Origin of the sequence: Rhodococcus sp. MEB032, from assembly GCF_030208925.1 — a bacterium.
GTDB classification, from domain to species: domain Bacteria; phylum Actinomycetota; class Actinomycetes; order Mycobacteriales; family Mycobacteriaceae; genus Rhodococcus_F; species Rhodococcus_F qingshengii.
This window is the reverse complement of record NZ_JARVSY010000009.1, coordinates 190618-209237: the sequence shown is the minus strand read 5'-3', so window position 1 is coordinate 209237 and position 18620 is coordinate 190618. Positions and strand designations below refer to the sequence as shown.

General features: G+C 62.5%; 18 protein-coding genes. 3 read left to right on the top strand and 15 right to left on the bottom strand.

Translation table 11 applies throughout. The annotated features are described in order from the left end of the window. Window positions 1-7 precede the first annotated feature (7 nt). The 14 genes from QRN54_RS10025 to mftA all read right to left on the bottom strand — a co-directional run bounded on the left by QRN54_RS10025 (window position 8) and on the right by mftA (window position 16427). Window positions 8-568: a DUF779 domain-containing protein gene (locus QRN54_RS10025; protein ID WP_058038116.1), complete on the bottom strand. Its 561-nt coding sequence runs from the start codon at window positions 566-568 to the stop codon at window positions 8-10. Window positions 569-659: 91 nt separating this feature from the next. Continuing rightward, the gene (adh, locus tag QRN54_RS10020; protein ID WP_007730158.1) at window positions 660-2183 is read right to left on the bottom strand and encodes an aldehyde dehydrogenase; all 1524 of its coding nucleotides are present in this window, start codon (window positions 2181-2183) and stop codon (window positions 660-662) included. A gap of 143 nt (window positions 2184-2326) precedes the next feature. Further along, on the bottom strand, window positions 2327-3640 hold the full coding sequence (locus QRN54_RS10015) for a sigma-54-dependent transcriptional regulator family protein (RefSeq protein WP_047268928.1): 1314 nt from the start codon (window positions 3638-3640) through the stop codon (window positions 2327-2329). A gap of 105 nt (window positions 3641-3745) precedes the next feature. Then, on the bottom strand, window positions 3746-5227 hold the full coding sequence (gene mftG / locus QRN54_RS10010; protein ID WP_058038117.1) for a mycofactocin dehydrogenase MftG: 1482 nt from the start codon (window positions 5225-5227) through the stop codon (window positions 3746-3748). Next, the gene (gene mftF / locus QRN54_RS10005) at window positions 5224-6621 is read right to left on the bottom strand and encodes a mycofactocin biosynthesis glycosyltransferase MftF (protein ID WP_007730153.1); all 1398 of its coding nucleotides are present in this window, start codon (window positions 6619-6621) and stop codon (window positions 5224-5226) included. The genes mftG and mftF overlap by 4 nt, the downstream gene beginning before the upstream one ends. Before the next feature lie 97 nt (window positions 6622-6718). Then, a complete protein-coding gene (gene mftE / locus QRN54_RS10000) occupies window positions 6719-7411 on the bottom strand; it encodes a mycofactocin biosynthesis peptidyl-dipeptidase MftE (protein WP_058038118.1) in 693 nt (230 codons plus the stop codon). Between the two features lie 98 nt (window positions 7412-7509). Then, entirely contained in the window at window positions 7510-8748 is a 1239-nt protein-coding gene (locus QRN54_RS09995) for an HNH endonuclease signature motif containing protein (protein WP_285181904.1), read from the bottom strand. Between the two features lie 52 nt (window positions 8749-8800). Further along, window positions 8801-10750 (bottom strand): mycofactocin system FadH/OYE family oxidoreductase 2, encoded by a 1950-nt coding sequence (locus QRN54_RS09990; RefSeq protein ID WP_285181903.1) that lies wholly within the window; start codon window positions 10748-10750, stop codon window positions 8801-8803. Further along, a complete protein-coding gene (locus QRN54_RS09985; protein ID WP_003941966.1) occupies window positions 10750-11577 on the bottom strand; it encodes a mycofactocin-coupled SDR family oxidoreductase in 828 nt (275 codons plus the stop codon). Before QRN54_RS09985 ends, QRN54_RS09990 begins: the two co-directional genes overlap by 1 nt. Beyond that, the gene (locus QRN54_RS09980; RefSeq protein ID WP_285181902.1) at window positions 11574-13505 is read right to left on the bottom strand and encodes a mycofactocin system FadH/OYE family oxidoreductase 1; all 1932 of its coding nucleotides are present in this window, start codon (window positions 13503-13505) and stop codon (window positions 11574-11576) included. Before QRN54_RS09980 ends, QRN54_RS09985 begins: the two co-directional genes overlap by 4 nt. A gap of 26 nt (window positions 13506-13531) precedes the next feature. Continuing rightward, the gene (mftD, locus tag QRN54_RS09975; RefSeq protein ID WP_003942047.1) at window positions 13532-14710 is read right to left on the bottom strand and encodes a pre-mycofactocin synthase MftD; all 1179 of its coding nucleotides are present in this window, start codon (window positions 14708-14710) and stop codon (window positions 13532-13534) included. 55 nt (window positions 14711-14765) lie between these two features. Further along, complete coding sequence (mftC, locus tag QRN54_RS09970; protein WP_003942089.1) at window positions 14766-15983, bottom strand: mycofactocin radical SAM maturase; 1218 nt, start codon at window positions 15981-15983, stop codon at window positions 14766-14768. 76 nt (window positions 15984-16059) lie between these two features. Then, a complete protein-coding gene (gene mftB / locus QRN54_RS09965; protein ID WP_007728309.1) occupies window positions 16060-16347 on the bottom strand; it encodes a mycofactocin biosynthesis chaperone MftB in 288 nt (95 codons plus the stop codon). Then, on the bottom strand, window positions 16332-16427 hold the full coding sequence (gene mftA / locus QRN54_RS09960; RefSeq protein WP_063836238.1) for a mycofactocin precursor MftA: 96 nt from the start codon (window positions 16425-16427) through the stop codon (window positions 16332-16334). Before mftA ends, mftB begins: the two co-directional genes overlap by 16 nt. Before the next feature lie 150 nt (window positions 16428-16577). Between mftA and mftR the strand changes: the two genes are divergently transcribed. Together mftR and mftM are read left to right on the top strand one after the other, a co-directional pair. Then, window positions 16578-17177 (top strand): mycofactocin system transcriptional regulator MftR, encoded by a 600-nt coding sequence (mftR, locus tag QRN54_RS09955; protein ID WP_003941984.1) that lies wholly within the window; start codon window positions 16578-16580, stop codon window positions 17175-17177. Window positions 17178-17206: 29 nt separating this feature from the next. After that, a complete protein-coding gene (gene mftM, locus QRN54_RS09950) occupies window positions 17207-18040 on the top strand; it encodes a mycofactocin oligosaccharide methyltransferase MftM (protein WP_042920988.1) in 834 nt (277 codons plus the stop codon). 6 nt (window positions 18041-18046) lie between these two features. On the opposite strand, the gene QRN54_RS09945 is transcribed toward mftM, so the two are convergent. Further along, entirely contained in the window at window positions 18047-18250 is a 204-nt protein-coding gene (locus tag QRN54_RS09945; RefSeq protein ID WP_007728313.1) for a DUF4287 domain-containing protein, read from the bottom strand. Between the two features lie 141 nt (window positions 18251-18391). On the opposite strand from QRN54_RS09945, the gene QRN54_RS09940 reads away from it, so the two are divergent. Then, on the top strand, window positions 18392-18604 hold the full coding sequence (locus QRN54_RS09940; RefSeq protein ID WP_003942061.1) for a TOBE domain-containing protein: 213 nt from the start codon (window positions 18392-18394) through the stop codon (window positions 18602-18604). The last annotated feature ends 16 nt before the right edge of the window (window positions 18605-18620 follow it).

The following is an 18620-nucleotide window of genomic DNA, read 5'->3' as shown; positions in this document are numbered from 1 at the left end:
GCCGTTCTCAGGATCGGGCGGCCGCGCCCGGCACCGGGCAGGCGTCGACGGCCTCGGCGACCACCTGGGGAACCGTCGGGGGCAAAGGACGCATGCCCGCTTCCCAATCAGCGCCCACGAGAATGCTCGACGCGCCGAGTGCTTCGTTTTCGTCCGGTGTGAATGCCCTTGCTCGACTGAGGAATCTGAATCCTTCAGGAGACTCCAGGCTGAATCCACTGCCGCGGCCGGGCACGACGTCCAGCACCAACTGGGTGTGCTTCCAGGCTTCGAACTGTGATCCGGAAATCCAGACCTGTACAGCGTCGGTTCCGGTGGGAAGGTCTTCGGGAGTCTCTCCGACAGCAAGTCGGAGATCGACGATTCCGAGTAGTACGTCACGGTCCCCGACGATGAATTCGCCTGAGGGATAACACATCGGGGCCGAGCCGTCGCAGCATCCGCCGGATTGATGCATCATCAGTTCGCCATGAGTCCCGCTGAGGCGGCGCAGGAGGTCAGCCGCCCCAGCGGTGGTCACCAACCGGGGTGGAACGGCGCCGGTATCGGGTGTGTCCGTGGCGCTCATTCCAACCTCCGTGTGTTTGTGCAGGTTTCGCGTGTTGCAGTCTTGCTCACCGGCACCCGCAGCGAGGGGCTCACGGGTACCGGTGGGTAGATCAGAAGAAGCCCTGAGCCTTCTGGGCGTAGCTGACCAGGAGGTTCTTGGTCTGCTGGTAGTGCGAGAGCATCATCAGGTGGTTCTCGCGGCCGATACCGGACTGCTTGTATCCACCGAAAGCGGCGTGTGCCGGGTACTGGTGGTACGTGTTGGTCCAGACGCGACCGGCTTGGATGTCGCGGCCTGCGCGGTAAGCAACTCCGCCGTCGCGGGACCAGACACCGGCGCCCAAACCGTAGAGCGTGTCGTTGGCGATTTCGATGGCCTCGTCGTAGTCCTTGAACGAGGTGACCGAGACGACGGGTCCGAAGATCTCTTCCTGGAAGATGCGCATCTTGTTGTTGCCGGTGAACACCGTCGGCTGGACGTAGTAGCCGCCGGACAGGTCTCCGCCGAGTTCGGCTCGCTCACCACCGGTGATGACCTTGGCGCCTTCGGCCTTGCCGATCTCGATGTACGAGAGGATCTTCTCGAGCTGATCGTTGCTGGCCTGGGCACCGATCATGGTGTCGGTGTCGAGCGGATCCCCTTGGCGCACAGCCTTGGTGCGGATGGCTGCCATCGCGAGGAACTCGTCGAAGATGTCTTCCTGGATCAGCGAACGTGACGGGCAGGTGCAGACCTCGCCCTGGTTGAGGGCGAACATCGTGAAGCCCTCGAGTGCCTTGTCCTGGTAGTCGTCGTTAGAGGCGAGGACGTCGGAGAAGAAGATGTTGGGGCTCTTGCCACCGAGTTCGAGGGTGACGGGGATGAGGTTCTGCGACGCGTACTGCATGATCAGGCGACCGGTGGTGGTCTCACCGGTGAACGCGATCTTCTTGATACGCGGGCTGGACGCGAGCGGCTTTCCGGCCTCGACGCCGAAGCCGTTGACGATGTTGAGAACACCGGCAGGCAGCAGGTCACCGATGATGCCGATGAGGTGCAGGATCGAGACTGGCGTCTGCTCGGCAGGCTTGAGCACGATGGCATTGCCGGCAGCGAGGGCGGGGGCAAGCTTCCACACGGCCATGAGGATCGGGAAGTTCCACGGAATGATCTGGCCGACTACGCCGAGCGGCTCGTGGAAGTGGTACGCCACGGTGTCGGAGTTGATCTCCGAGAGCGAACCTTCCTGTGCGCGAATAGCTCCCGCGAAGTATCGGAAGTGATCGATGGCGAGCGGAATGTCGGCGTTGAGGGTCTCGCGGATCGGCTTGCCGTTGTCCCACGACTCGGCGAGTGCGATGGATTCGAGGTTCTCCTCCATACGATCAGCGATCTTGTTCAAGATGATCGCGCGCTCGGCGACCGAGGTCTTGCCCCAGGCCGGAGCTGCTGCGTGCGCTGCGTCGAGAGCGAGTTCGATGTCTTCTGCGGTGGAACGAGCCACATCACAGAAATTCTGTCCGGTCACCGGTGTCGGGTTCTCGAAGTACTGACCCTTGACCGGAGCAACCCATTCGTTGCCGATCCAGTTGTCGTATCGAGACTGGAAGGACATGATCGCGTCGGCGGTACCTGGGCGGGCGTACACGGTCATTGCAAGCTCCTATGTAAACGTGATCTTCCTGGGCGCACCCACCAAATCGGTGACTGCAATCCCACCCCCCGGTGGGGTGTGATTCACAACACTAGGAGTTGCAACGTTGCAAGTACGTTGCGTGCGAGAAACGCAGATGATTCTCAGATGCCCAACTGGCGGTCGAGGAGATCAATTCTTGCCTGGACCTGCGAATACAGCGGCGATTGAGGATCCAACGTGGACAGGTAGGCCTCCCACACGACTGAGTCTTCGCGGCCGTGCACCGACGTGGTCCACCGGGCCAGAAGGTTGGCGTCACCTCCACGCAGCAGAGCTGCCTGGACCCTGGTGCGTAGTTCTTCCCGCACCTCTTCGATGCCGGGAGACGCCGAGCCCGCCAGCACCGGGCCCGAATACAGTTTCATCGCCGTCGCTGCGTCGCCTCGATCCAACGCTGCCCGCACCTCGCCGACATCTGTCGTGAACTCCGTGATGATCCGATAGGGGCGCGAAGCCAGCCGGTCGGCACCGAAAACCTTACGAAGCCGCGACATTTCCGCGCGAATGGTCACTGCGTCGAGTTCGCCCTCGTCGAGCAGGACCGCAAGGTGGTCGGAGCTGAGACCCTCCGGGTGTTCGGAAAGCAGAAGGAGAATCTCGGCGTGACGCTGCGAAATCGGGATGCGGTCACCGCCGCGAACCAGCGTCGGCCGGCCGGCACCGAATGTTTCGAGGCGCGGAGCCGTGGCACTGAGTGGGATGGGCGAGTTCAAGAGATGGAATCGCAATTCCGATTCGGCGGCCGCGACAGTTGCACGGATCAGTGACAGCACTTCGGGAACCGCAACTCTGGGACCACCGGTGATGTCGATGGCACCAAGGATTTGCCCAGTGGTGGGATCGTGGACGGGTGCGGCCGAACAACTCCAGTCGTGCACGGTTCGGTTGAAATGCTCGGATCCGAAAATCTGTACGGAGTGATCGAGAGCAAGCGCCGTTCCCGGCGCATTGGTGCCGACACGATCTTCGCTCCAATCGGCGCCTTCGACGAAGTTCATGGACAACGCCTTGTCCTTGGCCGAGTTGTCACCCTCCACCCAGAGCAATCGACCGTGTGCGTCACTGATCGCGATCAGTAGTCCGGTCTCGGCAGCATCTTCCACCAGGAGTTTCCGAATCACCGGACGGATCAGTGACATGGGATGCGCGGAGCGATATTTTTCGAGCTCCAACCCTTCGAGCATCTCAGGGTTGCCGACCACATCGGGATTTACCCCCTTGTTGCGGCTACGCATCCAGGACTCGAGTACGACCGAGCGGACATGGGAGTCGTCGGTCAGCCCCTGGCCGGGCACGCCGCGGGCATCGATGAACGACTGATGGGCAGACGAAAGTCGCCGCGCGAGTAACGCGACGTCATCGCCTGGCCTGACCGCCACCCACGGGTTGCCGGGCACAGCCTGTTCACGTGCCATATTTTGCGTTCCTCCGCTCCGTGGACCACTGTAACGCCGATCATAGCCCATAGGCGAGAACGACCATTCGGTATGACTGCCGACCCAGCCTGCTGCCCCTCGCGGTCACTCGTCGCCGAGCAGAATGGCGCTTGCTCGTTCCGCGACCATCACCGCGGTCGCATGCGGGCCGCGGGTCGGGATCGTCGGCAGGATTGACGTGTCAACAATACTGAGTCCTTGCGCGCCGATCACACGGCACCGACCGTCGACGACTGCGAACGGGTCCGCCTCGGCACCCATCACGCAACTACCGGACATATGCAGCGACGTTCCCAGGCGGGATTCGACCCACTCATCGGTGTACTCCATGACGGGGCGATCGATCAACCCCGTCTCGGCGATCGACTCGAGAAGATTCTCGGCGATCCGCATCCCTTCCCGAATGGCAGCTCGATCGTGCGCCGACGCGACGTAGTTGTACCGAATACGCGGCGCCCCAGCGGGATCCCCCGATGCCAGCTCGATGCTTCCCCGGCTGTGCGGCGCCATGAGGACCACTCCGACGCCGTGGTCCATGCGAGGCACACCGGGAACCAGGTCTGTGAAAGATGCGGTGTACGGACGGATTTCGATCTCAGCGAGGTTGAGGGCTGTCTCCAGCACCGGAGTCTGCGATCGAATCGTGCGGGGCTTCGAAAAATGGTACGGCAGCAGCACTTCCGGGTGGTCGACGAAGTTCTGTCCGACGCCCGGTCGATCGAGAACGACGGAAACTCCTTGCTCTACAAGTTGTTCCGCTGGACCAACACCGGAATTGAGGAGAATGTGCGGTGTCGCCACCGCACCCGAACACACGACCACATGGTCGGCACGAATGCGTCGGACATTGCCGTCGCCGAGAACGTCGACGCCGATCGCACGGGTACCCGAGAACGCGATGCGAATGACGTTCACTCCGGATTCCACCCGCAGATTCGGCCGGTGCAACGCCGGCATCAGATACCCGATCGCCGTACTGATCCGACGATGATCCGACACGTTCAGTGGCACTCGGCCCACCCCGAACGAGTCCGGCGCATTCTTGTCGACGTCGTCGGGAAAGCCTGCTCCGAGCGCTGCCGCATGAAACTCGCCGCTCAGTGGATGCAGTTGGTCCCACGCTCGACGCTCGACCGGGATCGGTCCGGCGGTCCCGTGGAACTCGCCCTCGAAATCACGATCCGTTTCGGACTTCTTGAAGTACGGCAAGACGTCGTCGTATCGCCATGAACTCGGCCAATTCTCGAAATCAGCACGGGTCGCGCGGGTGAAGTACGCACCGTTGACGGCTCCGGATCCACCGAGTGTCCGCCCCCGCGCAATTGTGGACGCCCGACGCGGCGTCAGTTCGACCGGATAGGTCCACGTGTATTCGCTCGCAGGTCCGACCGGCAGTCGGTACGGATCACCCAGGACGTCCGGGAGTTCGAGCGCCGATCGATATCCGCTTCCCGATTCGAGGAGCATCACCGTGGCGGATGGATCTTCACTGAGCCTGGCTGCGACCACGCAACCACACGTGCCACCACCGACAACCAGGAAATCTGCGTAGTCGGCTTCTGTCACTTGGTGATTCGAGGTTTCAGCGCCGCCCAGTCGCGGGCGTCGAATGCGCCACGCCAGAGTCCGGCTCCATACGCGATGTCGTCGGCTCGTTTGAAGAAGACGTACCGAACCGGTCCCAGCCCGCCTGGCTCACGGTGGCGATACCAGTCCACCAAACCTTCGGTGACTGCTGCAGCGACGGCCAGCCGCCGAATTCGCCTGGAGGCGATCACCGCCAGGAGCGTCACGGGCCAGTAGTGACGACACATTGCCGAGGCGAGTTGCCAGAATCCGCCGACAACTCCCTGCGCGGTGAGGATCGCCGCGATCCGGGTGGGTTGACTCAGGCCGGTGAACATCTTTCGCAGCCGGTAAACGGTAAACAGTAAAGCGCCGAGTGCGCCGGCAAGACCGGAACGGGTCAGTGTTGCGGCAGCGATGCACGCGAAGAGCGTCGAGAACGACATCGCCATCGGCGGAACCGAACCCTCGTGTCTTGCAGCCAACGGCGCCGCACCCGTGCCGTAGAACGCTCTCCTGGCGAACCACTTGTCGAACTGAACTCGATGATCGTGGGCGACATGCGCAACCGGTTCGTACCTCAGTCGCCAACCCGCAGCCTGCAGTCGCCAGCAGAAATCGACGTCCTCGGCTACTTCGAGACTCTCGTCGAAACCGTTGCATTCGAGTGCCACGTCGCGCCGGACGATCACGGCGGCGCTGGGGACATAGGCGACCGGACTGCCCGACTTCACCGCAGCTTCCTTGCGTCCGAGGTCGAGAGACGATCGCATGTTCTCGTACCGCGCCAGCGCCGTCCCGTACGGATCGAGGGCGACGATGCGGGGTGCAACAAGGGCAACCCCCGGATCGCTGAAGTGGCCCAACATCAACTCGAGCCAACCGGCACGCGGTATGACGTCGGAGTCCAGGAAAGCTACGAAACGTGTTTGGGCCGAACGCAATCCCGAGTTTCTCGCTGCCGAGGGTCCGCGGGCACTCTCGTGCCGGACCACTGTGATGGTGCCGGTGCCCGGGCAGGCGCGACGGGGCTCCACCGGCACTTCCGAACCGTCGTCGACAACGATGACGGTCAGATCCTTGAGGACGGGCAATAGGCGTTCGACGCCGGCCTGGTTGTCCTTGACCGGAATCACGACCGTGACATCGGCAGCGGACGGCGTCGACATCGGACGAGGATTCGCGACACCTGAATCGAGAAGGTGTCGCGCAACCGCAGCGCTCTGCTGATCGACCACCTCGAGGAAGCCGTCACCGATCATCGCCGCAGCCGTCGGCGCCAGCTTGAGCATCCGCGTCGGAGATCCGCCGATGAGTACCCGGCCACCCGAGTACGTGCGCACCTTGGGGTCCAACCGAATGCCGAAGCCGTCGGGGAGTCTTGCTGGTCGCATCAGATGATCGTAAGGGACGTAGCCCGTCGTGCTGCAACTCGTCGCAGCCTCGAAAGCCGTCGCAGGTGGACCGTCCGCCCCCACTCGGTCGTGGTCGTCACCGAAGCCTCCCATCTGGACCAGGCTCCCACCGGGCCAGTCCATCCGTCACGCGTCCTACCAACTCACCGAAGATGTATGCGCCGTCTTCGGCGGTAGCCCCGACTGGATTGCCGAGAACGCCGTTTTGCGACACAGCGACCATACCGCCCGAACGCATTCCTGGCATCAGGTCCGCGATAGGAGACAAATTTCCTGTCTCAGCAAGGCTCATGTGCACCAAATCGGGCGAAAGGTGCAGCAATAGGCTCGTTTCAGTGTGTCCGGCATGGGCGTCGGCACCCGGAACAGCGCACGGCACCCAAGCAGCATCACGCCCCTCATACCGCAGAAGTGCCACCGCTTTGGCCAATGCGGGACCATTTCCGCCGTGGCCGTTGACGAACAGCACCCGCTTCGTCCATCTGAACGCCGACCTTCCGTATTCGACGACTACGGTTTCCATAGCCTCGGCACCGATCGAAATCGTGCCGGCAAACCCTTCGTGTTCGCCGCTCGCCCCGTATTCGATGGCCGGGGCCACGACGACGTCGGGCAGAGCCTGTGCGACTGCTCTCGCGATCCGAGTGTCGGTATCGAGAGGCAGGTGCGGTCCGTGTTGTTCGAAAGAACCGACCGGGACCACGACGGTGAGCGCAGTGCCCTCGAGCGCAGGACTCGGGATGGCAGCAAGGTCACGCGGAGAACTCATCCCCCGATCGTATTGGTGCGGGCCCCTCCCACCGCAACACTGCATGCGGATACACCGGGGCATTGTTGTGCCCCGGCGTATTCGTCAGTTGTCGCGGTTCACGCCGCTGTCGGTGGGCTGTTCCCGCCGATCGGCTGTTGATACGGATCGATCGACATCGGTGGATAGAACACCGATTTCCGATCCGGGCCGATCTCCACCCGCCACTCGGTGTGGTGCAGCGTCCGATGGTGATGACCGCACAACAAGATCAGATTGTCGAGATCTGTTGGGCCGCCATCGTTCCAGTGAACAATATGATGGGCATCGCACCACCCCGACGGTGTCCCGCACCCCGGAAACGCACACCCGCCATCGCGGACCGCCAACGCCCGCCGCTGCGGCACCGTCGCTGTTCTCGCTTCCTTACCGCACTCGAGCGGAACACCATTCTCATCCAACAAGATCCGCGTCACGGTGCAATCGCAGGCCAACATCCGTGCGGTGTCAATACTGATCGGGCCCACCCAATCCGCCCACGCAAATCCGAGTTCTTCGGTGGACGGCAGGAGGTCTTTCAACGCTTGCAGGTCCGTCATGTCTTTTGCGCTGGCGGTGACCGTGATGTGTGGTTTCACCCCGCCCTCGATCGGACCCAACCCCGCCCGCTCGTACCGGCGCAACAACTCGCAAAACCCGTCTGCACGTCGTAATGCCGGAGTGCGGGTGTCTTTGGCGCCGTCCTTCTCCGGCGTCGGAGCCGACAGACTCGACAACAATGTGATCAGACGCGCCCCGTTCACAGCATCTAGGTCTCCCTTCACCGACACGCGCCCGTACAAACCTTTCGACGCGTAGAACTCGTTACGCTCCGAATCTTCCCCCACCGGAACGCCGTCCTCACGGTTTCCGTACTGCTTGTCGATCCGCCGGATCGTCGCCCGCACCGCATCACAATCAGCAATATTCTGCGACGCCAGGCCAAGCAGGATCCCGCGACCCTTGTCCACATCCGCCAGGGTCATGTTCTTCGGTGGATGCTGACAAAACGACGCCACCTGCCGCGCCTTCAACGCATCAACGTCACCGCGATGGAATGCATCCGCGACAACAGGTTCGAGCATCAACAATCGCGCCAACCCGACGAGCAGGCTGCACTCACCGATCTCCAGATTCGTCGACCCGTGCAACCACTGCGCGATCGCCCGAAAACCCTTCCCGACCAAAGTCTCCCGGGAAAACATCTCCACGATCAGCAACACCATCCGCGACTGCAACTCGTGCCGGGCGCGCACCAGATCGAGAACCTCACTCTTGAGGCCCTCACCATCCAGCTGCCACGCATCCCGACTGTCCATGCTCAAAGTTTAATCGAACATACTTTCGAGAACCAGAGACAAAACGGACGACTTATATCGCCAACGCGGCCCGATGCCCCTCGATGACGGCCGCGTGCGAACGCCTCGGAGACAAGGCGTCACCGATGCGAAATTTCTCGAAACAGCTTCCCTGCAAGGTGTTCCACAACTCGTCGACAGGTTCCTGCTGTGTCGCGAAGACCACCCAGTCGACTGCAACTTCCTCGGTCTCACCCGTCGGAAGGTGAACCAAGCTCACGAGCGGCGAGGCCCCAGCGCTCACCGAAGTCACCATCAGATCTGTCCGTTGACCGATCGACTTCTCGAACGCTCGGCGGTTCCACCCCTCGAAATCCAGGGTGATGCTCAGGTCCTGCGCGACCACCATGCCGTTGGTCGCGATCGTGACGGCACAGCCTCGATCAGCGAGGAACTCCGCCACCGACGTACCTTGATGGAATCCCAGTTCGTCGTAGACGAGCACCGTTCCACTCGGCAGAATCTTGCCGTCGAGAACGTCTCGAACACCCACCACACGCTCTGATCTACCCGCCCACGCTGGGCGTAAAGGCCGCGCTCCGGTTGCAATCACGACCACCTCGGGCGCGCGCTCCTCCACGATCGCGAGATCAGCTCCAGCACCCAGCTCGATCGTCACACCGCTTCGGCGACACTCAGATTCGAGATTCCGGACGAGGTCGGCGAGCTCACGGCGAGCCGGTACCACCGAGGCGGTAAGAATCTGTCCCCCAAGTCTTCGTTCACGCTCGAACAGCGTCACCGCATGACCTAGCTGGGCCGCTGTAGCCGCAGCTTGCAGGCCGGCGGGGCCGCCACCGACCACCACCACCGTGCGGCCCCGTCGCCGCGGCATCGGCAGCGGTACCGATTCCCGACCAGCGCGCGGATTTTCGGTGCACCCCAACCAACGCCCCAGACCCATCCGCCCGACGCATTCCTGGTTGCAGGACAGGCAGGTTCGCACCTGTGACGATTGACCGGCACGCGCCTTGTTCACAAAATCCGGATCGGCGATCTGCCCGCGAACTACGCCCACCAGATCGCATACACCGTCCTCGAGTGCGGCTTCGGCTTGCTCCGGCGTCTTGAAACGGCCGACTCCGACGACTGGAAGATCGAGGACCTCCCTGATAGCAGACGGGACGAAGTTGGCGTAGCCGGTGGGTACAGCCATCGATGCTTCGACCAGATGCAGTGTTTCCGTGGCCATTCCGACGGTGGTGTTGATGTAGTCGACGTGACCGTCAGCTTCGATGAGTTGAGCGGTGGCTACTGCGTCGGACAGTTCGATGCCACCCCGCGTTCCTTCGTATCCACTCAGGCGCACACCGAGGACACGATCCGGGCCGATGGCCTTACGCAGTACCCCGAGCACTTCGAGAAGGAACCGTGCACGATGTGCCACGCCCCCGCCGTAGCGATCAGTGCGCAGGTTGGTCGAGGGGGCGAGAAACGCGCGCACTATGGACGACTGCGACGCCTGCAATTCCACCCCGTCGAAGCCACCGGCAACGCAGTTGCGCGCAACAAGGGCGAACCCTGCGAGAATCTCGGCGATGTCCGCGTCGTCGACAGCCTTGGGCACCTCGCGGAACAACGGATCGGCGACGGCGCTCGGCGCCAACAGCGGCGATCGCGAATAGGTTCCAGCGCCCTGGCCCCCATTGTGGTTGATCTGCGCGAGAATCGACGAACCATGTGCATGAACGGCGTCGGTGATCCGCCGGTATCCCTCGATCGCTTCGGGCCGATAGCCCGCAATCATCTTCTCGTACGGTCGATCCGAAGGATGCGTCGAGTGCTCCTCGGTGATGATCAGACCCGCACCGCCGCGTGCCCGCGCCTCGTAGTAGCTCGCGTGCTGCTCCGTCGGCAACCCGTTCTCCGCGTAATTGGTCAGGTGTGCGGAGAACACGACCCGATTGCGGAGTGTCAGGTTGCCCAGGCGCAGTGGCGCGAAGAGGCGCGGGTACGGCGTCATCAGACCTTGGAGTTTCCTTGATCGAGCGCGATATGACTTGCCGTGACGGTGCGGGAACCGTCACCGGCGAGCCACAGGACGGTATCGGCGATCTCGTCAGGTTCGGCGAAAGCGATGTCCGAGAGGATCGGAGTGAAGTTGGGAAGGTACTGCGGAAACTTTGCAAATACCTCGAGAGCGCCCTGGTCGACCCCCATCGGCGTATTCACTCCGTAAGGATGGATCGAGTTGACCCTGATCTTGTACTCCCCCAGTTCCTTTGCTGCGGCCTGCGTCAGACCGACGAGACCGAACTTGGCGCTCGCGTAGTGCGCCTGTCCGGGCAGCGCCTTGAGTCCGGCCACCGAACTGACCACGATGATCGATCCACCGCGCCCACCCTCGATGATCGCCGGCACCGAGGCCTTGAGGGTTTTCCAGACTCCGGTCAGGTTGATGTCGATCAGGGTTTCCCACTGCTCGTCCGACATTTCCCAGAATCGATTCCAGTTGCAGACCCCGGCGTTGGCGACCACGATGTCGAGTCGTCCGAACTGTTCGACGCCGTCCTTGACCACCGCGGTGAGCGCTGCGCCGTCACGGACATCGACCTCGCGGGCGAGGATCTTCCCGCCCTCCGCTTCCACCAGACGTATCGTCTCGGCAAAGTCCTCGGAAGTTGCTGCGTCGTAGGAATTGTCCGACGCCACCGACGCGCATACGTCGACCGCGATGATCGCTGCTCCCTCGCGCGCCATCTTGACCGCGTGCGCACGTCCTTGACCGCGCGCTGCGCCGGTGATGAAAGCAACGCGACCTTCGAGCGAACGAACTGAACCCTGTGTCATGAGATAGCCCTCTCTGCAGAATTGAAACTCGTTCTAGTAGTAAACCCTGCAAAGCGCCCTTCGCGGATGGATTCGAGAACAGTTCTCGGGGCAACCGAGTCGCCCACCTGAATGTCGGCCTCTTCCTTCAGCGTTTCGTTCGGCAGACGAGGCGAGCAGTCGATCACCACTTCGCACTCGAGCTGTGACCGCTCGCCGGTATGGACGTGTTCGACGCAGACGGCCCCTCGAGCGATTTCGGTGACACGTGACGCGAGCACCCTGGTGATCCCGGCCTGCTGGATGCGCGTGTTGGCGCCGACCAGATCCCCACTCGCACCGAGCCTCGAACCGACGATGCTGTCGGGAGTCACAATCGAGACGGAGATGCCATGGGCCGCGAGTGCTTCTGCGAGCGCCACCGCGATCGGTCCACCGAGGGGATCGATCAGCGCGACCGGACCCGGCCCCACGGTGCTCAACTTCTCGAAGGCTTCCGACGCATCCAACCATCGAACCGAATCGTCGACCGGATACGTCGGTGGCCTCGCAGCACTACCGGTGGCAACGACAACAAACTCGCCCCGGCTGCGTGCGTCACCCAGGTCTTGGGCGTCGAGCGCCGCCCCGGTCCGCATCGTCACGCCGCTACGACGGCATTCGTCCTCCAACCACTGCGCGAGGAGTGCGAACCGGCTACGGCCGTCACCTCGCGCAAAAGTTCGGATCATGCCGCCGAACTGCGATGAACTCTCGACGAGTGTGACCGAGTGCCCCGCCACCGCCGAGATCCGTGCGGCTTCCATCCCAGCGGGGCCACCCCCCACGACCAGCACGGCTCCCGGTGTCGAAATCTGCTCTCGCTCATCGGGGTCCACCGTCTCGAAACCCGCGCTCGGATTCCCGACGCACGTCACGACAGGATTGCGAGGATCACGCACGAGGCACGCCTGATTGCAGAGCACACACGGCCGGGGACGATCGCCGCGCGCGGCTTTCACAACCAGGTCCGGGTCTGCGATCTGGGCCCGGGTCATCTCGACGAACTCACCTACTTCCAGCGCCGCGTGAGCGTCGGCGATGTCCACGACGCTCCCCTGCACGACAACAGGAATCGACAGAGCGGCCTTGATCTCACGGCACAGATCGAGGTTGAAGTTCGGCGGGCAGTGAAAATCGGGGCGGTACCGGTCAGACGAATAGAGTCCGCCACGAACGACGACAAGGAGATCGAGGAACGGAGACACTTCACGCGCGATACCGATGGCAAGATCGGGCGTCAGGCCCGCCCATGGAGCTTCCTCGTCACAGGACAACCGCAGGGAGACAACGTGATCCGACCCGACTTCCTCGCGCACTGCCGAGATGACCTCGCGAACAAGAGCAACGCGATCGCTACCGTATCGGTCTTGCCGAGTGTTGGTCAGACCCGAAAGGAATTGTCGCAGAATGCTTCGAGGACCGGCATCGAGTTCCACTCCGTCCATTCCCGAAGCGACGGCCAGCGCCGACGCCTCACGGAAGCCGACTATCAGCTGGTCGATTTCCGGCTGCCCCATTGCCATCGGCAACTCACGCGTCGCCGGGTCGGGCACTCTTGACGGTCCCCACAGCACCGACTGGGAGTATGCGCTCGATCCCTGCATGCCGGTATGACCGAGCCCGGCCAGAACCAGCGTTCCGTACGGAGCACATGCAGCCGCGATCGACTGCCACCCCGGGCCACATTGCGACGCCAACGGCGCCCGCTCGTACGGCCAGTCGTTCTCCGATACCGAGGCCACTTCGGTGACGACGATCCCGGTTCCGCCCTCGGCGCGGCGCTGGTAGTACGCACGGTGCCGATCGGAAAGCGAGCGTCCCACAGCAAGATTGGTCTCGTGCGGACCGAAAACAACCCTGGACCGGACGAGGCGTCCGGCCAGGGTCGTGTGTTCGTCGAGTGTCAACTCACAGCTCTATCGGAGCCGTAATCTCAGCTGGCACCCAATGTGCGTGTGAAGCCTTCCGGAATCACCAGGTCCGCCGGGCTCAGTTCGGTGATGGACGAGTGGCCGAGGCCCATCAGCCCCGAGTCGATGCCCATCCGCATGAGGTCGAGCACGTTCTCGACACCGGCCTGGCCGTTGGCCGAGAGGCCCCACAGGTAGGCGCGCCCGAGCATGACGGCCTTGGCTCCGAGTGCGAGCGCCTTGACGACGTCGCCGCCGCGTCGAATGCCGCCGTCGAGAACAACTTCCACCTGATCGCCCACGGCCTCGGCAATGCCCGGGAGCACACGGATCGGCGCCGGGGTGCCGTCGAGGTTGTTACCACCGTGGTTGGAGACCGAGATAGCGGAGACACCGGCGTCGACAGCTCGCTTGGCGTCGTCGATGCGCATGATGCCCTTGAGCATGAACGGTCCACCCCACTGCTCACGAAGCCAGGCGATGTCTTCCCACGTCGGAAGCGGAGTCTGCATCCACTCGCCGTATGCGCCGAAGAACGTCGGTGCAGGCTGGCCGGGAGCCGCGAGGTTGGGGGTGGTCAGGTCCGGGATCTTGCCGGTCTTGGCGAACTCGAGCAACCACTTCGGGCGCATGATTCCCTCGGGTGCGAACTGGAACATCGCCTTGAGGTCCATCTTTTCGGGGATGGACGGGCTGCCCCAGTCGCGACCGTACGAGAAGGACCAGTCGGTGGTGATGATCAGGCCCTTGGCACCGGCAGCGCGAGCGCGCTCCATACGCTGCAGGAGCACGTCGCGGCTACCGACCCAATACATCTGGAAGAAGACCTGCGGGTTGGCCGCGGCAACTTCTTCGATGGACTTGCTGGCAAAAGAACTCAGTCCGATGGCTGTTCCCCGTGCTGCAGCCGCACGGGCTACCGCTACTTCACCGTCGGGGTGCACTGCCTGCACACCGGTCGGTGAAATCATGACGGGCAACGAAATGTCCTGGCCCATAATGGTGGTGGACATCTCGCGCTTGTCCGACAGCCCGGCAGCGTGGGGAGCGAAACCCAATTCGCTGAATGCCGCGACGTTGTCGTCGACCGTCAGCCCTTTCTCGGATCCCGCCACCAACGCCGCGTACACGGACTTGGGCAACCTCTTCTTCGCACGGCGCTGTGCTTCTGCCACCGTCTCGAAGAAAGCATTCTTAGCCATTGAACTGACCTCTCTGGGGTGCAGCTTTCGCCGCACTGTCGGTATCGCGCAGTAGTTACTGCATTCCCGCAAGCGGGTTTTCGTCACAAATCTTGGCGGGCGGACGCATCATCAGTGTCAGTGGCACCGATGCGCGTGGGGTCTTACGTTGACCGGAACGGGAGTGGTCGACACTGGACTTCGGGACCTCGCCCGCCGACGCCAGTGCCATTTCACCGTTACCGATGACGCACTCGGGGTCAGGTCCGTCCATCGGCAGTCCGGTGAAGAACTTGGCCGCCATGCAGCCGCCGCGGCAGGAGTCGTAGTGGTTGCACTTGCTGCAGGCGCCACCGGTTTGGGGCGAGCGCAGCTCCTCGAACAGGTCCGAGTGCTGCCAGACTTCCTGGAATCCACCGTCTTTCACGATGTTTCCGGCGAGGAACTGCTCGTGAATCGCGAAGGGGCATGCGTACACGTCACCGACCGGGTCGATCAGGCACACGACGCGGCCCGCGCCACAGAGATTGAGACCGGGCAGTGCATCGCCGAAGGCGGAGAGGTGGAAGAACGAGTCGCCCGTCAGGACGCCTTCGCCATTGGCGACCAGCCAGTTGTAGAGCTCACGCTGCTGCTCCGGACGCGGGTGCAGGTCGTCCCACACGTCGGCGCCGCGGCCCGAAGGACGCAGTCGAGTGATGCGCAGGGTCGCGTCGTACTTGTCCGCGAGAGCCTTGAACTCGTCGAGCTGACTGACGTTGTGCCGCGTGACGACCACCGAAATCTTGGCGTCCTTGAAGCCGGCTTCCTTCAGGTTCGCGAGAGCGCGCTCGGCCATCGCGAACGAACCAGGCCCGCGCACAGCGTCATTGACCTCAGCGGTGGCACCGTCGATGGAAATCTGCACGTCGACGTAGTCACTGGCTGCGAGGCGCGCCGCGACCTTCTTGTCGATCTTCACGCCGTTGGTGGAGAACTTCACACCAACCTGGTGGTCGGTCGCGTAGTCGACGAGCTCCCAGAAGTCGGAGCGTACCGTCGGCTCGCCGCCACCGATGTTGACGTAGAAAACCTGCATACGCTGCAGCTCGTCGATGATGGACTTGCACTGTTCGGTGCTCAGCTCGTTGGGGTCACGACGACCCGACGACGAAAGGCAGTGCACGCAGGACAGGTTGCAGGCGTAGGTGAGTTCCCACGTCAGGCAGATGGGGGCGTCGAGTCCGAGTTCGAACTGATCGACGAGGCGACCCACCTTGGCGGGCGGGGAGGGCTGTTCAAGAACTGAGGTCATGGCTGTGTCCTCGCGAAGAAATGAAGCGGGCGAACGTGCGGAAGGGCTGTTCCGCACGTGGGGGCGAGCGTCTGGCTCAGACAGGCACGATCATGTGCGAGTCGGCGAGAGTGCTCAGCGCGCGGGCATATTGGGGAGCCGCGTCATCTTCGATGCCTTGCGCACGTAGTGCGGACCGGACATCAGGATGGTCTGGCAACGCCTTGACCACCGCAACGATGGTCGTGTTCTTCAGGAACGACAGCTTGCGTGTTCCGAAGTGGTAGAGCAACGCCCCGAAAGGTTCGGGGCGAAGCGCTACCTGCGGGTGGAGTTTCCACCCCGCATCGAGATCCAAAGCAGACACGGTCAGTACACGCCGCACATGCCGTCGATGGAAACTTCCTCCACGAGGGACTCCTCGACGAGGTCGTTCTCGAGCGCCTTGTTGTCACGATCTGACATGGATTCCTCCTGCGGTCGCACTCCGTCTGGAAGTCTGTAGATCAGACTTCCAACCTGGGAGTTGGTGGTCACTAGTGGGACTTCACTGTGACTCGGTTCACCACTGTAATGGCATCGAGTGCAGAATGACACACATGGAGCGAAAAAAGTATGCGTAGCCGCAAGAAACCGTCCGCTCGGATAGGTCGTCGCCCCTCCACAACGAAGGAGGGAATCAGCACGATCGGGATCGAACTGTTCTCGACAGTCGGCTTCAACGAGGTGAGCGTCGACCAGATAGCCGACGCCGCCGGCATCGCGCGTCGGACCTTCTTTCGCTACTTCCCGTCCAAGAACGCCGTCCCCTGGGGAGACTTCGACGGACATCTCGACGAGATGCGCGAGCACCTGGATTCACTGCCCGCTGATATTCCGTTGGTCGACGCACTCGAATCCGCATTGTTGACGTTCAACACCTTCCCACCGGAAGAGACTGCGGTACATCGCAAACGGATGGAATTGATCCTCGAAGTTCCGACGCTTCAGGCATACTCTGTGGTGATGTACGAAGGTTGGCGACAGGTGGTCGCCGACTACGTCGCACGCCGAATGAATCTCGAGCCGAGCGATCACGGCCCACGCACGGTCGGCTATCTTCTGCTCGGGGTCGCGATGTCGGCGTACGAGCAGTGGCTCACCGACGATTCACTCGAGCTACCGGAACTCTTGAAAACAGGTACGCAGTCCCTGCGGACCGGTATCAGCACCTGAGAAAGCATCACCACCTGAGAAAGGCGATCATGTCCACCATCACGAACGAACCCGTCCTGGATTCCCTGGCGCCGTCGACGCCGGGCTTGTGGTCGTTCGGGCATGTCACCGTCGAACGCGTCGAGTCCGGTCCGATCTCGCTCGATCGCCGAGGCGGTCGCCTCCACGTCAGGCACTCCCTCACTCCCGCCGATCTGAGTGAGCGACTCGTCGCCGGAGTCACCTCGTCGATCCAGGACGCGGAGTTCGGTCAGGACGAATTCGAGTTGACGATGGTCGGCCTGGTTCGCTCCACCGTGGACGGCGCTCTCGAATCCTGGACCACCTACTACCGGAACTCCCTTGCCGAACTACTGGACGGCACTGCAGATTTCGCGCCGATTCACGACAAAGCCGAAGAGCTGGTCCGCGGTTCCGTGCTCGATCTGGGTTCCTGCTTCGGTTTCCTGCCCCTGCGGCTCGCGCGCGCCGGAATGGACGTGACCGCCACGGACATCCTGCCCGGAACGATGATCCTGCTCGACGCGGTTGCCCCCGAACTCGGCATCACGATCGACACGGTGATCTGCGACGCGGGTGAAGTACCGGCACCGGACAACAGCGCCGACACCGTCACCGCGATTCATCTCCTCGAACACGTCGACGACGCAGTCGGCGAGGCCGTGATCGCGCAAGCACTCCGGATCGCGCGTCAACGGGTCGTCCTTGCCGTCCCCTTCGAAGACGAAGCCACCGCGTGCCACGGCCACATCCGCACTTTCGATCTCGAGTCACTGCGTGCGGTCGGCCGGCAGAGCCGTGTGCCGTTCGAGGTATTCGAGCATCACGGCGGCTGGTTGGTGCTGGACGCATCGGCCGCCTGAAAAGAACTACCCTTCTTTCAGCGTATGGGCGACAAGCGCATTCGCGTGCCCATGACCCATACCGTGCTCCGACTTCAACCAGTTGACCAATTCCATGTGCTTCGTGAGGTCTGAGCTTCTGATCAGCTCTTGCCATTCACCGATAGGCCGACCGTACTTCTTCTCGATCGACGGAAAATACGACGCCGGGCCTTTCACGGGTTCAGTCATGACCGGAATCTACCTCCACCGCCCGACAATATTCGCGCACCGGCGGCGCCCGCATGTCCGCACCTGCGGAATCGCTGGGTAGATACGCGACCATCGCATTATGGTCGAAGAACACCCACCCGAGAGCACAGGAGTTCAGCGATGCGACTGTCCACACGAAATCAACTCACCGGCACCATAACCGAGGTCAACCTCGGCACCGTCATGGCGACGGTCAAGGTGAAGTTGGACGGCGGGAATCAGATTGTGACCTCGTCGATCACCCGCGATGCCGCACTGGATCTCGATCTTGAACCAGGCCAAGCCGCAACGGTATTCGTGAAGTCCACCGAGGTGACGATCGGCGTCGAGTAACTGGCGAGCGATGTGA

What these genes read in the sequence shown, in the direction of transcription:
- mftF (WP_007730153.1), bottom strand. Translation starts at nt 6,621, where the DNA reads ATGCGACCAGCAAGACTCCCCGACGGCTTCGGCATTCGGTTGGACCCC.
- mftC (WP_003942089.1), bottom strand. Translation starts at nt 15,983, where the DNA reads ATGACCTCAGTTCTTGAACAGCCCTCCCCGCCCGCCAAGGTGGGTCGC.
- mftD (WP_003942047.1), bottom strand. Translation starts at nt 14,710, where the DNA reads ATGGCTAAGAATGCTTTCTTCGAGACGGTGGCAGAAGCACAGCGCCGT.
- QRN54_RS09985 (WP_003941966.1), bottom strand. Translation starts at nt 11,577, where the DNA reads ATGACACAGGGTTCAGTTCGTTCGCTCGAAGGTCGCGTTGCTTTCATC.
- mftM (WP_042920988.1), top strand. Translation starts at nt 17,207, where the DNA reads ATGTCCACCATCACGAACGAACCCGTCCTGGATTCCCTGGCGCCGTCG.
- QRN54_RS09990 (WP_285181903.1), bottom strand. Translation starts at nt 10,750, where the DNA reads ATGACGCCGTACCCGCGCCTCTTCGCGCCACTGCGCCTGGGCAACCTG.
- QRN54_RS10015 (WP_047268928.1), bottom strand. Translation starts at nt 3,640, where the DNA reads ATGGCACGTGAACAGGCTGTGCCCGGCAACCCGTGGGTGGCGGTCAGG.
- mftE (WP_058038118.1), bottom strand. Translation starts at nt 7,411, where the DNA reads ATGAGTTCTCCGCGTGACCTTGCTGCCATCCCGAGTCCTGCGCTCGAG.
- mftR (WP_003941984.1), top strand. Translation starts at nt 16,578, where the DNA reads ATGCGTAGCCGCAAGAAACCGTCCGCTCGGATAGGTCGTCGCCCCTCC.
- mftA (WP_063836238.1), bottom strand. Translation starts at nt 16,427, where the DNA reads ATGTCAGATCGTGACAACAAGGCGCTCGAGAACGACCTCGTCGAGGAG.
- QRN54_RS09940 (WP_003942061.1), top strand. Translation starts at nt 18,392, where the DNA reads ATGCGACTGTCCACACGAAATCAACTCACCGGCACCATAACCGAGGTC.
- QRN54_RS10025 (WP_058038116.1), bottom strand. Translation starts at nt 568, where the DNA reads ATGAGCGCCACGGACACACCCGATACCGGCGCCGTTCCACCCCGGTTG.
- QRN54_RS09945 (WP_007728313.1), bottom strand. Translation starts at nt 18,250, where the DNA reads ATGACTGAACCCGTGAAAGGCCCGGCGTCGTATTTTCCGTCGATCGAG.
- QRN54_RS09995 (WP_285181904.1), bottom strand. Translation starts at nt 8,748, where the DNA reads ATGGACAGTCGGGATGCGTGGCAGCTGGATGGTGAGGGCCTCAAGAGT.
- adh (WP_007730158.1), bottom strand. Translation starts at nt 2,183, where the DNA reads ATGACCGTGTACGCCCGCCCAGGTACCGCCGACGCGATCATGTCCTTC.